This is a genomic window from Pseudomonas sp. 3B-A001-10F (genome assembly GCF_056313565.1).
The window spans coordinates 64,783-80,532 of the sequence record NZ_JBQYFW010000011.1; the positions used below are offsets into that span (position 1 = coordinate 64,783).

Here is a 15,750-nt window from a genome sequence, read left to right on the forward strand (position 1 = left end):
CTGGCTGCCACCTTATTTCATGTCACGCCATCGGCTTCGGGCGTGGAGATACGCCGTCAAATCGCTATAACCTAGTTGAGCTGCAATCTCCGTTAATGACTCTCCTTGCAATTCAAGATGCATTTCCAATTCTGCGCGAATCTGATCGAGCAATTGTCTGAAGGTTGTACCTTGTTCTTCCAGCCGTCTGCGCAAGGTCCTTGGCGTCTGGTGCAGCGACTTCGCCAGATTGTCCAGATTGGGAGTTTCACGTCTCGCTAGAGATCGTCGCGCTCCTTCAGCAACCTTGGCTGACCAACCGCTGAAATTCCGATGCGCGGCAATCCGTCGATCCAGCTCCTGCGTTAATAATTCCAACATCCCGTGATGACGGGTTTGCATTGGCAGGCTCAAGCTTCGAGCATGAAAATAGAAGCAGTTGATCGAGCAATCAAACTCGACTCGATCACCAAACCATTCGGTGTATTGCTTGTAATACGACGGACGCGAATGAGTGAACTTTGCCAAAATCGGCTGCACATTGTGTCCTGTACCTCGTCGTAACTGCGCTATGGACATCACCCCGTAGTGTTCGACGACATACCGCGCCAACTCTCCTGGCGCATCAACGTTCAATTCGACTCCGACGCCATTTTCGTCATTAACCAACCTGACATTGTCTGTGTCCGAGGCAAGAGGTGCGTAACGGGCCCAAAGGTGCATGGCTGACAAAATATCTGGACTGTACAAGCAAAGATAAGCCAAGACATGCCAGTCCTGGGGGGTGAATAGCGCGAACAATTTTAATCCGATCGCCGGATCGATACGTGCCGCTTCGCGCCACAGTTGATCCAGTTCGATCAGGTTGTAATCCGTACTCTTCCGGGCAACCTGGCTATCAAGGAAGCGCTCCAATACCTGGCCCAGCCTGCCGCGATGAAAGCGTTGGGGGGCGCGGTTGGCCGGTTCTAGCTCAATTTTGTCCATTTCGCGCATTGGGAGGACTTGCTCGCAGGTTTCTAATGAAAGGGCATTGCCCGGAAGGGCCTAAATCGAGAGTGCCATGAATACAACAATGCTCGTCAATAACCCCGCAGTGATAGTAGCCGGGATTTTCCTCTCCTTCATTTTACTGGAACTTGCCTGTTCCTCGCTTCGTCAGTCGTCAGGTAGTAAACGTGACGTACTCATTGAAGTCGTCGGCTCCGGTATATTAGTGATGGTCACATTTCCTTTAGTCATGTGGCTAAGTGGTCTGATATTAAATCACGCCATCCCGGAAATGAAGGGCGCACTGACCTCTATTCCATGGGTCGCAGGATTTGCGTTGTTTCTACTGCTGGATGACATGACCCAATATTGGTGGCATCGCCTGACGCATCGTATTCCTGCTCTTTATGCATTGCATCGCGCACATCATTCCGCGCCCTATATGAGCATTCGCATCGTCTACCGCAACAATAGTTTCTACTATCTCTTGATGCCGGGCATCTGGCTATCTGGCGTGTTGATTTATCTGGGGCTCGCACCCGTTTATTATGTTTATTTGATTATAAAAATGACTGTGATCTTCGCCGCACACAGCAATGTTGCGTGGGACGACAAACTTTATCGCATTCGCGCTTTACGGCCGATCATCTGGGTTCTTGAGCGAACCATTTCCACTCCATCCACTCATTCTGCGCATCACGGTTTGACTGCAGAGGATGGCGTGACTCACTACAAAGGTAATTTCGGTAACCTGTTATTTTTATGGGATGTGTTGTTCGGAACAGCCAAAATTACCCGTAGGCGTCCGCCAGCATACGGTATCGAACACTTGTCACCGATAACCTGGAAAGAAGAATTGTTCTGGCCAATCGTTCGCTCCCATCGCACGGCACCCAAGGTAAGTGAAGCTAAACAGAAGGTCGCACAATGAGTCGCCATATCGTTCTGCTGTCTGGATCGAATAGATTCAACAGTCAATCAATCAAAGTTGCGCATTATCTGCGCGAGCGGTTAGAAGCACTTGAGCTTTGTGACTCAAGCGAACTGATAGATCTGGCGTCGAGTCCGCTACCGCTGTGGCCAGAAGAAGACACTCAGAAAGCCTGGAGTGCCCAGCAATCCACCCTCAAAAAAGCAACAGCATTGATCGTGATTAGCCCAGAGTGGAATGGCATGGCTTGCCCGGCCCTGAAGAACTTCTTTTTGTACGCAGGGTTCAGCGAACTAGGACATAAGCCCGCGCTTCTAGTTGGCGTTTCGGCTGGACTTGGGGGAGCCTACCCAATTACCGAATTACGTGCTTCAAGCTATAAAAATAGCCGGATCCTGTATTTGCCTGAGCAACTGATTATAAGAAACGTTGAATCAATGTTTAACAGTGAGTGCCCTTCAGATGAAAATGATATGCGCATCCGCGCACGTGCCGATTGGGTTTTGCATGTTCTTTGCCAATACAATGACGCCTTGCGTACGATACGAACTGCAATCAAACATCCACCTGAGTTCTCTACGGGGATGTGAGATTGTCGCACCTCAATAAGTTTAAAGTGCAACTGTTAAAGCTAAACATTAGTGGCTGCCGGTAAAGGTCAACTATTTCCAACTCAGCCCAGATCAAACCACAGTGGGCCGTAACTCCTGCGCCAGTTCAATCAGTGCGCGCAATCGCGCCGGCACGAAGCGATGGCCCGAGTAGTAGAGCCTCAACCCGCCAAACGACGGGCACCACGGCAGCAACACCGGCACCAGGGCGCCGCTCGCCAGTTCTTCCTGGATGAACCACTCGGAAATGAACCCAATGCCGAGGCCCGACACTACGGCCTGTTTGATGGCCAGCAACTCGTTGGACGCGAAGCACACCGGCAGATCCATCTGCAGTTTTTGGCCATCGCACTCCAATTCCCACTGGTAGAGGCCACCATGGGCCATGCGCATGCCGATGCTCCGGTGGGTGAGCAGATCTCGCGGATGCTCGGGCACGCCTTGGCGTTCGAGGTACTCGGGCGTGGCCACCACAAGCATGCGGATGTCACCTGAGAGTGCCACGGCAATCATGTCTTGCGGCACAGACTCTGCCAGACGAATCCCGGCGTCGAAGCCACCGGCGATGATGTCGACCATGCTTGATTCGCTGACGATGTCGATGCGCACATCGGGATAGCGCTGAGCGTACTGCTTCAATAGCGGATCCAACAGCAGGTAGGCCGCGCCATGCGGTGCATTGATGCGCAATGTGCCGCTGGGTTCATCGGGGCCGGCGCTGGCTTCCTCGCCGGCACTTTTGATCTGTGCCAACGCAGGTGCGATGCGTGCCACATAGCGTTGGCCGATGTCGGTGAGGGCAACGCTGCGCGTGGAGCGATTGAACAGGCGCACTTTCAGGCGAGCTTCCAGGCCGGCCACCGCGCTGCTCACGGCGGTGGTGGACATGCCCAACTCCTGTGCTGCGCCGCGAAAACTGCTGCGGCGCGCCACGGCCAGTACCACTTCCAGCTCGGTCATTGCTGTTCTGTGCATGGATTGTCCTGAATATAAGGATGCTTCATCAGCCAAAGGATGGCTTATCGGAATAATGAACCCTTCTTAGACTCCTTCACAGAGGCTCGATTCAGGCGAGCCGTTTTTGAGCGAGGAGTCGCCATGCAACGCATTGAACATATCTACATCAACGGCGAGTTCGTCCTTCCACACGGTCAGGAATGGTTTGATCTTCATAACCCGAGTACCGAGGAAGTCATCGGCCAGGTTCGGCTGGGCGACGCACTGGACGCACAGCGTGCGATCGCAGCCGCCAAGGTTGCGTTCCCGGCGTGGGCCCGTACCAGCCGGGAGGAGCGCATTGCGGCACTGCACCGCATGCACCGGGCCATGGCGGCAAGGGAGGAGGAGCTGCTGGAAGCCATCCTCGTGGAGTACGGCGCACCTGCGGTTCGCGGGCGCTGGATGGCGACTTATCCGGCCGAGGTGATCGCGCAGGCAATCGATGCACTGGAGGCATTCGATTTCGAGGAACAGGTCGGCATGGCCAGGGTCATTCTGACGCCGGTGGGCGTGACCGGTCTGATCACGCCCTGGAACAGCAATGCAGGCTTCATCTGCAACAAGCTGGCCACCGCGCTGGCAGCAGGCTGCACCGCCGTCATCAAGCCTAGCGAGATGAGCGCATTGCAGACGCAGGTCGTGGTCAGGGCGTTGCACGAAGCGGGGCTGCCACCGGGTGTATTCAACATCGTCAACGGGCGAGGCGATGTGGTCGGTGAGGAAATCGCGCGACATCCCGATGTCGCCAAGATCTCGTTCACGGGCTCGTCCGCTATCGGGCGACACCTGGTAAAAACCGGTGCTGACACCATGAAGCGCGTGACGCTTGAACTCGGCGGCAAGTCGCCCACCGTCGTACTTGACGATGCGGATTTCCAGGCAGTCATGCCGCTGGTGCTGCAAGCCGGATTTCTCAACAGCGGCCAGGCTTGCATCGCAGGCACTCGCATCCTCGTGCCGCGCCGCCGGCTGGCAGAGTTCGAGCGCATTGCGAAGGAGGGCGTCTCACAGATCCGATCGGGCGATCCGCGTAACACCGACACCGACATCGGTCCGATGGTGAGCCAGAAACAATGGGAACGGGTGCAGCGCTACATCCGTACCGGCCAGGAAGAAGGCGCGAGGTTGCTGGCGGGTGGCGAAGGTCGCCCGCAAGGCTTGCATGCCGGATGGTTCGTGAAGCCCACGATCTTCACTGATGCCAACAACCGGATGCGCATCGCGCGTGAGGAAATCTTCGGCCCCGTGCTGACAATCATTCCCTACGAGGGTGATGCCGATGCGATCAGCATTGCCAACGATACGGACTATGGGCTGAGCGCCCTGGTGCTGGGAAAAAGCTCGGAACGTTGTATGAACGTCGCTCGTCAGATCGATGCGGGGCGCGTGCTCATCAACACCCTGGCCCACGAATCACGTGCGCCCTTCGGTGGATTCAAGCATTCAGGCCTTGGGCGCGAAATGGGCAGGTGGGGGATGAGTGCGTATTTGGAGCCGAAGGCGTTGATCAGCTCTGCCCCATTGAAATGACTGGGTCAGGTTCCTGTCTGGGGGCACTGGAGGGGGAATGGCAATTTAGCGTTCACTGAGCGACTGAAAACGGCCCGAAGCGGCCCTTGATGTCTGTTTGTTGTCGTCATATGTTACGGGCATTCATGGAGGATCCTGGCTGATGGCTCGCGTGGGTTTGATACTGAAACCCGGTTTTGCGGACTGAGAATATGCTTTCCCCGTTTTACGGGATCGACGTCAGGTTTTTTGCTCCTGCTATGGGGCAGTTTCGTTCGCAGGGTGGATTGGCTGTACTGCTCCAGGCACCGCCCCGTCAGCTTCACCTGCGCAGTGTTTGAAGGTGCCGGGCTATCTTCAGAGAGCATTGCTCAGTTCAGGTCAATGTTGGCAGCGGAACATGGATGATCGCGTCGTCCCGGCATGTCGGGCACATTCTCAGGAGATAATTGATGAGCGCTGGCGATGTACCTGTGGGGCAAGTGGTACAAGGCTACGTAACGTTTGTGGGGAGTGAGGGGGCTTGGATTGGAGCGCAGTTCATGAGCTTCAGTTATAGCGCCAATGGGAAGCGGTTTCACAAGTCTCTCAACGAAACCATTGACGCTTGGTCAACTGCAACTCTGCGTAAAGCCTCATACGGGCTGAAGGTAGGCGATCCGGTGTCGGTTTGGTGCTCTCTCAGCGACCCGGGTGTGTGTTGCATCGGCGAAAAACCAGCCGACAAGCCGGCATTGGTGCGTTTGATTGAGTCTCTGGGAGCGATAGGGTATTTAAGTTGATCCACGCTCTCCAGGCCGACATATGTTGAATTCAACATCACGAATATCCGCAAATATCAGCTTACGTCTCGGCTGACATCCGATGATGTTCCACCAAGAAGTCGACGAACAACCGCACCCGCGCCGGCATTGCCGCGCCACCGACGAACACCGCATGAATCGGTTCCTGGTCCCCCGGGTTCCACGCTTCCAGCAGCGCAATCAGCTCGCCGCGCTGCAGATCCTCACTCACGCTGAACTCCCCGATACGGGCAATGCCGGCGCCCATTCGCGCGAATTGCGCCAGCGCTTCACCACTGCTGCATTCGATGTTGCCGCTGACCTTCAGGGCAAACGCTTTGCCATCGCGAATGAATGGCCAGTTGGGTTCGGCACGCTTGAAATTGAAGCGCAGGCAGTTGTGCTGTAGCAGGTCTTCCGGTTCCTGAGGGATGCCGTAGCGTTGCAGATACTCCGGCGATGCCACCACGACCTGGCCGGTGGTGCCGATCCTGCGTGCGGTCAGCGGGCTGTCGGGCAGATGGCCGAAGCGCACCGCGACGTCGGCTTGCCCGCCAAGAATGTCGACCACTTCGTCGCCGAGGTTGAGGTCGACGACGATGTTCGGGTAACGGGCGCTGAAGGCTGCGACCAAGGGAACGATTGCCAGACGGCCGTGGCCAAGAGCGGCACTGACCCGCAGTCGCCCCTTGGGCACGCCTTGATCGGCGATGGCTTCTTCGACTTCATCCATGTCGGCGAGGATTCGTCGGGCGCCGCGCAGGAACGCTTCGCCCTCGGCGGTGAAGGTGATCGCTCGGGTGGTGCGCAACAGCAGGCGGGTGCCAAGCCGTTGCTCGGTGCGCGCGATGATCCGACTGACTGCCGAGGGTGTCAGGCCCAGTGCACGCGCGGCGGCCGACAGGCTGCCTTCCTGCGCAACGGTGGTGAATACGCTCATTTCACCTGATCTGCCGTTGAAATCCACTTGTGCCTCCTACGCAAAGGTGATTGCCAAAAATGCTATCTACCGCCTGAAAAGACGGGATCGTAGCATTGGCGGCATAGATAAGGAGCTTTCCATGCGTATCAATCCACCACTTGTTGCACTCGCCATCGGTGCCTTCGGCATCGGCGTCACAGAATTCGCCCCCATGGGCATGTTGCCGGGTATCGCTGCGGATCTGGGCGTTTCCATTCCCGCTGCCGGTTTGCTGGTCAGTGCTTATGCGCTGGGCGTATTGCTCGGCGCACCGCTGATGACCCTGACCACAGGCAGGATTCCCCGACGCTATCTGCTGATCGGGCTTATGGCGATTTTCACCCTGGGTAATCTGATGTCGGCCCTGGCCACCGATTACTACAGCCTCATGGTCGCCAGGGTGGTCACCTCACTGAACCACGGTGCATTTTTTGGCGTCGGCTCCGTCGTCGCCGCCACCCTGGTCGCCCCGGAGAAACGTGCCGGAGCAGTTGCGGCAATGTTCATGGGCCTGACCCTGGCGACCATCGGCGGTGTGCCGCTGGCCGCCTGGTTTGGCGAACTGTTCGGTTGGCGCACGGCTTTCTGGGGCATTACCGGCCTGGGCGTGCTGACCATGGCTGCGTTGTGGTTCGCCTTGCCCAACGTGCGGGCGCCGCAAAGCGTCGGTGTCATGGCGGAAATCCGGGTATTGGGGCGCGGCCCGGTGCTGGCCGCACTGGCCCTGACCGTCGTCGGCTCGAGTGCCATGTTCACTGTCTTCACCTACATCGCGCCAATCCTCAGCAGCGAGACCCATGCATCCACTGCCTACATCACCGCCATGCTGATGCTTTACGGTGTCGGGTTGACGCTGGGCAACATGTGGGGCGGCAAGGCCGCTGACCGCTCGATCGATCGCACCCTGATCGTCTCGCTGAGCGTGCTGATTCTGGTCTTGTTGGCATTCACCGTACTGATGCGCTGGCCGCTGCCAGCCGCCGTGGCCATCCTGATCTGGGGTATCGCCAGCTTCGCTCTGGTGCCGCCGTTACAAATGCGTGTAATGGAAGCGGCCAAGGACGCACCCAATCTGGCCTCGGCGGTGAACATCGGCGCCTTCAACTTCGGCAACGCGATTGGCGCGGCGCTGGGTGGCGCGGTGATCAGCAGCGGGCTGGGTTATCCGGCGATCTCCCTGGCCGGCGCGGCAATGGCGGGCCTGGGGCTGCTGATGGTGTTGGGATTTGCGTGGCGTTCCAGGACGATTGAAGCCGCCGTGGTGTAACACGTTCAACAATGCTCGGCGAGTTGTCAGTCATTCATAGGGTGAGTAAGCTGCCCCCATGAATCAGCCATCCCTATCTGCCTCCTCGCCGAGCACTCGCGGCCCCGCCGAACACGACATTCGCGACCAGATTGTCGCCGCGGCCAACGAGCACTTCAGCCAATACGGCTACGGTAAAACCACGGTTTCCGACCTGGCCAAGGCCATCGGTTTTTCCAAGGCCTACATCTATAAATTCTTTGATTCCAAGCAAGCGATTGGCGAGGCCATTTGCGGCAACTGCCTGGGCCAAATCGCTGCAGCCGTCGAACAAGCGGTTAACGCAGAAGCGCTTTCAGCCACCGAGCGTTTGCGCAGACTGGTCAAAACCGTGATCGCCACGGGTGTGGATCTGTTCTTCAACGATCGCAAGCTCTACGACATCGCGGCGTTTTCCGCATCAGAGCGCTGGAACAGCGCCCAGGTGTACGAAGCGCAGATCAAGGGCTTTATCCTCGACATCGTGCGTCAAGGTCGAGAAGCGGGGGAGTTCGAGCGCAAGACCCCGCTGGACGAGACCGTCGAGGCGATCAATCTGGCGCTGCGACCTTTCGTCAACCCGCTGCTGTTGCAACACAATCTGGATCTGATCGAACAAGCGCCCACGCTGACCACCAACCTCATCCTGCGCAGCCTCATGCCTTGACCCATCGCTGAGCAAAGTTTTCAGGCGATTCGAGTCAAGGCGACATCCCCCCTTATCAAGTTTCCTGTTCCCGGTACATGAGTGGCGGGCGAGCTATACATTTAGCTGGAAGTGACCATTGTCGGAGTTGGTCATATAAATGGTATGGCTATATGCAAGTCTAGCTGCCAGGTAACCATAGCAATAGCGAGTCAGGCCAGTCAGTCGATGGACAGTCCTATATTGCTGCTGGTCAGGATGCAGTCGTTTCCTGATAAGTGACCATTGACGATATTAGTCACAAGACTGAGAATATGATGATCATCCTATTCCTCAGTAAGGGAACCTATGCGCCGGCTCCGACCTTTCCCCATTGCCGCATGCTTGTTGCCTCTTGCCCTGAGCGCCTGTGGCGAGTCTTCCAGCGTTGCGGATCCTCGCACACAGGCGCCGCTGGTCAGATCCGCTGCTGTTCAGGCGTCACCCGATGTCGCTCGCTCTTTCACCGGAGTGGTCGCGGCGCGCGTTCAGGGCGACCTGGGTTTTCGCGTATCGGGCAAGGTGCTCGAACGCCTGGTTGATACAGGACAGGCCGTGAAGCAAGGGCAGCCGCTGATGCGTCTCGACCCGATCGATCTCGGGCTGCAAGCGCGGGCGCAGCAGGCGGAGGTGATAGCGGCTCGTGCCCGTGCCAAACAGACAGCCGACGATGAGGCTCGCTATCGCAAACTGGTCGGCGTTGGCGCCATATCGGCATCAGCCTACGATCAGTTCAGAGCCGCCGCGGAGACGGCAAAGGCGCAGCTCAACGCCGCGCAAGCGCAAGCGGACGTAGCGCGCAATGCTTCAGGTTATGCGTTGCTGGTCGCTGATGCGGACGGCGTGGTGGTGGAAACCCTTGCCGAACCCGGACAAGTCGTCAGTCCGGGACAACCGGTGGTTCGACTGGCCCGTGCAGGTCAGCGCGAAGCCATCGTGCATCTGCCCGAAACCCTGCGTCCGGCCGCCGGCTCCACCGCGCAAGCCAGCCTCTACGGCATGAATTCAGCGGCTGTCACGGCAAAACTGCGGCTGCTTTCGGACTCGGCAGACCGTACAACGCGCACGTTCGAAGCGCGCTATGTGCTTGAGGGGCCGCTGGCCAATGCGCCAATCGGTGCGACCGTGACCCTCAGCATTGCCGAGGGCGCCACCCAGACTCAAGCGTTACAAGTCCCCATCGCCGCCGTTTACGACCCAGGCAAAGGACCCGGTGTGTGGCTGATCGCCGGAACGCCGGCAAAGGTGACCTGGCGAGCGGTTCAGGTGCTGGGGTTGAGCGATGATTCGGCGCGCATCGCTGGCGACCTTACTGCCGGTGACAAGGTTGTAGCGTTGGGCGCCCATCTGCTGCGCGATGGCGAAGAGGTGCGATTGCCGCAGCAGAGCGCAGCCAGCGTTGCCGGGAGCCGTCCATGAGCCAGGGGCGATTCAACCTTTCGGCCATCGCCGTGCGCGAGCGGGCGATCACGGTGTTCCTGATTTTTCTGATTGCCGTTGCGGGGACGTTGTCGTTCTTTAAGTTGGGACGTGCGGAAGATCCACCGTTTACGGTCAAACAGTTGACCGTCATCACCGCGTGGCCGGGCGCGACGGCGCAGGAGATGCAGGATCAGGTCGCCGAACCTCTTGAGAAACGCCTGCAAGAACTCAAGTGGTACGACCGCTCGGAAACCTACACTCGCCCTGGACTGGCATTCACGATGGTGTCGTTGCTCGATAGCACGCCGCCGTCGCAAGTGCAGGAAGAGTTCTATCAAGCGCGCAAGAAACTCGACGATGAAGCCATCAGGTTGCCGGCCGGTGTGATCGGGCCGATGGTCAACGATGAGTTTTCCGACGTGACCTTCGCGCTGTTCGCCTTGAAAGCCAAAGGCGAGCCACAGCGCTTGCTGGTGCGTGATGCCGAAGCCATGCGCCAGCGTCTGCTGCATGTGCCGGGGGTGAAGAAGGTCAATATCATCGGTGAGCAAGCCGAGCGCATCTACGTTTCGTTTTCCCATGACCGCTTGGCGACTCTCGGCTTGTCGCCGCAGGACATCTTCGCCGCGCTGAACAGTCAGAACGTGCTGACGCCCGCCGGCTCCATCGAAACCAATGGGCCGCAGGTTTTTCTGCGTCTCGACGGTGCCTTCGACAAGGTGCAGAAAATTCGCGACACACCGGTCTTCGTGCAGGGGCGCACACTCAAGCTCTCTGATGTGGCGACGGTTGAACGCGGTTACGAAGATCCGGCGACCTTTGTTGTACGCAATAACGGTGAAGACGCGCTGCTGCTGGGCGTGGTGATGCGCGAGGGCTGGAACGGTCTGGATCTGGGCAAGGCGCTGGATGCGGAGACCGCGCGGATCAATGCGGAAATGCCATTGGGCATGACACTCGCCAAAGTCACCGACCAGGCAGTCAATATCGACTCGGCGGTCGGCGAGTTCATGGTGAAGTTTTTTGTCGCGCTGCTGGTGGTCATGCTCGTTTGTTTTCTGAGTATGGGCTGGCGAGTAGGGGTGGTGGTCGCCGCGGCTGTGCCGTTGACCCTGGCGATCGTGTTCGTGGTGATGGCCGCCACCGGCAAGAATTTCGATCGCATCACCCTCGGCTCATTGATCCTTGCGCTCGGGCTGTTGGTCGATGACGCGATCATCGCCATTGAAATGATGGTGGTGAAAATGGAGGAGGGCTACGACCGCATCAAGGCATCCGCCTATGCCTGGAGCCATACGGCAGCGCCGATGCTGTCCGGTACGCTGGTGACGGCAATCGGCTTTTTGCCGAACGGTTTTGCCCAGTCCACTGCCGGCGAGTACACCAGCAACATGTTCTGGATCGTCGGCATCGCATTGATCGCTTCCTGGGTCGTCGCGGTGGCGTTCACCCCGTATCTGGGCGTGAAATTGTTGCCGGACATCAAGAAGGTCGAAGGTGGCCACGCGGCGATCTATAACACGCCGAATTACAACCGCTTCCGCCGGCTGCTGACTGCGGTGATCGCCCGCAAATGGTTAGTAGCAGGCGCGGTGGTCACGCTGTTTTTCGTCGCCGTGCCAGGCATGGGGCTGGTGAAGAAACAGTTCTTCCCGACCTCTGACCGCCCCGAGGTGATGATCGAGGTGCAAATGCCCTACGGCACCTCGATCGAGCAGACCAGCGCCACGGCCGCCAAGGTCGAAGCCTGGTTGCAAAAGCAGGATGAGGCCAAAATCGTCACGGCCTATATCGGCCAGGGTGCGCCGCGTTTCTTCCTGGCGATGGCGCCAGAATTACCCGATCCTTCGTTTGCGAAAATCGTGGTGCTGACGGACAGTCAGGAAGCACGCGAAACCCTCAAGTTCCGGCTGCGCGAAGCGGTTGCCGAGGGGCTCGCGCCGGAAGCCCGTGTCAGGGCCACGCAAATTGTCTTTGGGCCTTATTCGCCGTTTCCGGTTGCCTATCGGGTGATGGGGCCAGATCCGGCGAAGCTGCGCGATATCGCCGAGCAGGTCCGGAGCGTGCTGCAAGACAGCCCGATGATGAGAACGGTGAACACTGATTGGGGGCCGCTGACCCCGACCTTGCATTTCAGTCTCGATCAGGACCGTCTGCAGGCAGTGGGGCTGACCTCCAATGCGGTCGCCCAGCAACTGCAGTTTCTGCTGAGCGGAGTGCCGATCACGGCGGTGCGCGAGGATATTCGTTCTGTGCAGGTCGTCGGGCGTGCGGCGGGCAATATCAGGCTCGACCCGGCGCAGATCAAGGGTTTCACTTTGGTCGGCGCGTCGGGACAACGCATCCCGTTATCGCAGATTGGCGAGGTCGATGTGCGCATGGAGGACCCGATTCTGCGCCGCCGTGATCGCACACCCACGATCACTGTGCGTGGCGACATTGCCGAAGGTTTGCAGCCACCGGATGTTTCGAGCGTGATCCTCAAGCAGTTGCAGCCGATCATCGAGACACTGCCCTCCGGTTACCGGATCGAGCAGGCGGGGGCTATCGAAGAGTCCGGCAAGGCGGGCAAGGCGATCTTGCCCTTGCTGCCGATCATGATCGCCATGACGTTGCTGATCATCATCGTGCAGGTGCGTTCGATCGCGGCGATGATCATGGTTTTTCTCACATCACCGCTAGGCTTGATTGGCGTGGTGCCGACGCTGCTGATCTTCAATCAGCCGTTTGGCATCAATGCGCTGGTCGGTCTGATTGCGCTGTCGGGGATCCTGATGCGCAATACGCTGATTCTGATCGGGCAGATCCATCACAACACGCTGGAAGGGCTGGACCCGTTCCACGCCGTTGTCGAGGCCACGGTGCAACGTGCACGTCCGGTACTGCTGACGGCAATGGCGGCCATCCTGGCCTTTATCCCCCTGACACACTCGGTGTTCTGGGGGACGCTGGCCTACACCCTGATCGGCGGCACATTCGTCGGCACCATCATGACGCTGGTGTTCCTGCCGGCGATGTACTCCATCTGGTTCAAGATCCGCCCTGAGCACCAGGCTCAGACTGGAACAGTCAGACTGGCGTAGTAACAACGCCTGCAATCGAGGCCCGCTTTCGCGGGCCTCTTTGTCCCCCCCGTCAAAGTGTGGTGATCTGTCCGTTGCGGTCCAGCTCATACACCTTGTTGCCCTGCAATTTCTCCTTCAGCCACCGCTCGGCCTTGCCCAGCGGTCGCTGCCGCGCCCACAACAAATCCACACCGATCTGCCAGTCCGTATGCGGATACGCCGAGAGCTGCAGTTCCACCAGCTCACCCTTGGCCAGTTCACGCTGAACGAGCTGGCGGGGCAGGGTGGCCCAACCTAGCCCGGCGCGGACCATTTCCAATAACGCCAGATAGCTCTCCGCTTGCCACAACTGGGTCGAGCGCAGGTATTCGCTGCTTGGCAGTTTGCTTGCGTGGGCGCTGAAGGCCAGGCGGCGATGGACGTGCAGGTCGTCGAAGGTGACGTTGTCGAGTTGCGCCAGTGGATGCTCGGGGTGGCAGACGTGCAGCATGATCAGTTTGCCCAGTTGCTGGAACGCCAGTTCCTTGGGGTAGCCGGGCTGCGAAAACGCCACACCGAGTACCGCTTCGCCGCTGCTGACAAGTTCGCTGACGTCGCCATACACCGGATGGCGGATGATCAGGTCGACAAAGGGGAACGCGGCTTCGAAGGCTTTGAGCACCGGCATGATCGGGCCGTACGGCGTTTCAATGGCGAGCGTCAGGCTGGTTTCGACGTTGTCAGACAGGCAATCGGCGTGGGCTTCGAAGGTCATGCAGCGTTCGAGCACGGCTTCGGCCTGCACCAGCAATTTGTGGCCGCTGGCGGTGAGGGCAGGGCTGCGGTTGCTGCGGTCGAACAGGTCGACGCCAAGGTCGGTTTCGAGGTTGGCAATCGCCGCGCTGATGGTCGATTGGGTCTTGCCCAGTTGGCGCCCGGCGGCGGAAAACGATCCGCTTTTGACCACTTGGACGAACATCAACAGTTGATCGAGTGAGAAGCGCAAGCGGTGAACTCCCGGGTCGAAAATAAAGGTTTGGAGTGGCTAACGAATGCCTGATTGTGCCATCGAAAAAAACGATGGTTGCTAATTTGTTTCATCGTAATAAACGTTCAACTATGGCCCCGCGTCAAACGATCTCCGGGGCGGATCTGACTTTCAAGCGCCCCTGAGCATGCCCGCGATCTCAACAGATGCCGCACCTTCAGGAGCGTGTGAAATGACTACACAACGCATTCATCCGGTGGACGAGGTTTTGCCACTGCGACAGTTGTTCACGTTTGGCTTGCAGCATGTGCTGGTGATGTACGCGGGAGCGGTGGCAGTGCCGCTGATTCTCGGCAATGCCATGGGGCTGACCTCGGCGCAGATCGTTTTACTGATTAACGCCAACCTGTTGACCTCGGGTGTGGCGACGTTGATTCAAACCCTTGGCTTCTGGAAGTTCGGCGCGCGGCTGCCGCTGATTCAGGGCTGCTCGTTCATAGCCCTGGCGCCGATGATCATGATCGGCAAGGAATTCGGCCTCAGTCAGATTTTCGGTGCGGTGATCGCGGCAGGCTTTATCACCATTGCTCTGGCACCGGTGTTCAGCCGCTTGCTGCGGTTTTTTCCGCCGGTGGTGATTGGCAGTCTGATCACCATTATCGGCATCTCGCTGATGCCGGCAGCGGCGATCTGGCTGGGCGGGGGCAATCCCGACTCGGCGGACTTCGGCAATCCCGCGAACTTGTTGCTGGGCCTGGCCACAGTCAGCGTGACGTTGCTGATCTACGCCAAATTCAAGGGTTTCATTGGCAACCTCAGCGTGCTGATTGGTCTGTTCGTCGGCAGCCTGATCGCAGCGGCTTGCGGCATGACTCACTTCGGTCGGGTCAGCGAAGCGGCGTGGTTTGAGCTGAGTGCGCCGATGGCCTTCGGCGCCCCGGAATTCGCGCCGGTGCCGATTCTGATCATGACCCTGGCGATGCTGGTGATCATGGCCGAGACCACCGGCAACTGTCTGGCGATCGGCAAACTGACCGGCAAAGCCACCACGCAACAGACCCTCGGCAACGCGTTCCGCGCCGATGGCCTATCGACCATGCTGGGTGGTTTGTTCAACAGTTTTCCCTACAACGCTTTCACTCAAAACACCGGTTTGATCGCGCTTTCGAACGTGAAAAGCCGCTTCGTCGTGGCCGCGGCCGGGGCAATCATGGTGCTGATGGGCTTGTTCCCGAAACTCGGCGCGTTGATCGCCGCAGTGCCGACGCCAGTGCTCGGTGGCTGCGCGATCGTGATGTTCGGCATGACCACGGTGGCGGGGATTCAGGAACTGTCACGGGTGCAATTCGAGGGCACTCGCAACGGCATCATCGTCGCCGTATCGGTGAGCGTCGGCGTGCTGCCAATGTCCTTTCCGGCGCTGTTCGAGCACGCCGGCCCGACCCTGAAACTGGTGCTCGACAGCGGGATTTTCCTCGGTGCGATCACCGCCATCGTCCTCAACATCCTGCTCAACAACGATAAAAAATCCACTGAAAGCATCGGCGCTGAACTGGCCGACTGA

General features: G+C 58.6%; 13 protein-coding genes and 1 pseudogene. 10 read left to right on the forward strand and 4 right to left on the reverse strand.

The annotated features are described in order from the left end of the window. Positions 1–12: 12 nt before the first annotated feature. Complete coding sequence (locus AC0ZWN_RS12860; RefSeq protein WP_320336756.1) at positions 13–975, reverse strand: AraC family transcriptional regulator ligand-binding domain-containing protein; 963 nt, start codon at positions 973–975, stop codon at positions 13–15. 67 nt (positions 976–1,042) lie between these two features. Here AC0ZWN_RS12860 and AC0ZWN_RS12865 point away from each other — a divergent pair, with 67 nt between their 5' ends. After that, a complete protein-coding gene (locus AC0ZWN_RS12865) occupies positions 1,043–1,900 on the forward strand; it encodes a sterol desaturase family protein (RefSeq protein WP_476335293.1) in 858 nt (285 codons plus the stop codon). Then, positions 1,897–2,490 (forward strand): NADPH-dependent FMN reductase, encoded by a 594-nt coding sequence (locus tag AC0ZWN_RS12870; protein ID WP_093431523.1) that lies wholly within the window; start codon positions 1,897–1,899, stop codon positions 2,488–2,490. Before AC0ZWN_RS12865 ends, AC0ZWN_RS12870 begins: the two co-directional genes overlap by 4 nt. A 93-nt stretch (positions 2,491–2,583) precedes the next feature. Here the strand turns inward: AC0ZWN_RS12870 and AC0ZWN_RS12875 are convergent, their stop codons facing one another. Next, entirely contained in the window at positions 2,584–3,486 is a 903-nt protein-coding gene (locus AC0ZWN_RS12875; protein WP_175559576.1) for a LysR family transcriptional regulator, read from the reverse strand. 123 nt (positions 3,487–3,609) lie between these two features. On the opposite strand from AC0ZWN_RS12875, the gene AC0ZWN_RS12880 reads away from it, so the two are divergent. The 3 genes and pseudogenes from AC0ZWN_RS12880 (at position 3,610) to AC0ZWN_RS12890 (ending at position 5,801) form a co-directional block, all read left to right on the forward strand. Then, the gene (locus tag AC0ZWN_RS12880) at positions 3,610–5,040 is read left to right on the forward strand and encodes an aldehyde dehydrogenase family protein (RefSeq protein WP_116256120.1); all 1,431 of its coding nucleotides are present in this window, start codon (positions 3,610–3,612) and stop codon (positions 5,038–5,040) included. Between the two features lie 142 nt (positions 5,041–5,182). After that, a pseudogene (locus AC0ZWN_RS12885) lies at positions 5,183–5,427 on the forward strand (hypothetical protein). 44 nt (positions 5,428–5,471) lie between these two features. Further along, on the forward strand, positions 5,472–5,801 hold the full coding sequence (locus AC0ZWN_RS12890; RefSeq protein ID WP_099759171.1) for a hypothetical protein: 330 nt from the start codon (positions 5,472–5,474) through the stop codon (positions 5,799–5,801). Between the two features lie 61 nt (positions 5,802–5,862). On the opposite strand, the gene AC0ZWN_RS12895 is transcribed toward AC0ZWN_RS12890, so the two are convergent. Next, complete coding sequence (locus tag AC0ZWN_RS12895; RefSeq protein WP_476335295.1) at positions 5,863–6,768, reverse strand: LysR family transcriptional regulator; 906 nt, start codon at positions 6,766–6,768, stop codon at positions 5,863–5,865. A 94-nt stretch (positions 6,769–6,862) separates the two neighbouring features. Here AC0ZWN_RS12895 and AC0ZWN_RS12900 point away from each other — a divergent pair, with 94 nt between their 5' ends. From AC0ZWN_RS12900 to AC0ZWN_RS12915, 4 genes are all read left to right on the forward strand, one after another. Next, positions 6,863–8,029 (forward strand): MFS transporter, encoded by a 1,167-nt coding sequence (locus AC0ZWN_RS12900; RefSeq protein ID WP_258708233.1) that lies wholly within the window; start codon positions 6,863–6,865, stop codon positions 8,027–8,029. A gap of 58 nt (positions 8,030–8,087) precedes the next feature. Then, positions 8,088–8,714, forward strand: coding sequence for a TetR/AcrR family transcriptional regulator (locus AC0ZWN_RS12905; RefSeq protein ID WP_095125998.1), 627 nt, complete (start codon positions 8,088–8,090; stop codon positions 8,712–8,714). A 327-nt stretch (positions 8,715–9,041) separates the two neighbouring features. Beyond that, positions 9,042–10,151 (forward strand): efflux RND transporter periplasmic adaptor subunit, encoded by a 1,110-nt coding sequence (locus AC0ZWN_RS12910; protein ID WP_476335296.1) that lies wholly within the window; start codon positions 9,042–9,044, stop codon positions 10,149–10,151. Then, positions 10,148–13,237: an efflux RND transporter permease subunit gene (locus AC0ZWN_RS12915; protein ID WP_476335297.1), complete on the forward strand. Its 3,090-nt coding sequence runs from the start codon at positions 10,148–10,150 to the stop codon at positions 13,235–13,237. The genes AC0ZWN_RS12910 and AC0ZWN_RS12915 overlap by 4 nt, the downstream gene beginning before the upstream one ends. A 52-nt stretch (positions 13,238–13,289) precedes the next feature. Here AC0ZWN_RS12915 and AC0ZWN_RS12920 read toward each other — a convergent pair whose 3' ends face one another. After that, positions 13,290–14,204 carry a LysR family transcriptional regulator gene (locus AC0ZWN_RS12920; protein WP_093431546.1) on the reverse strand — a complete coding sequence of 305 codons (915 nt, stop codon included), beginning with the start codon at positions 14,202–14,204 and terminating at the stop codon, positions 13,290–13,292. A gap of 214 nt (positions 14,205–14,418) precedes the next feature. Between AC0ZWN_RS12920 and AC0ZWN_RS12925 the strand changes: the two genes are divergently transcribed. Next, a complete protein-coding gene (locus AC0ZWN_RS12925; RefSeq protein WP_476335298.1) occupies positions 14,419–15,750 on the forward strand; it encodes a nucleobase:cation symporter-2 family protein in 1,332 nt (443 codons plus the stop codon).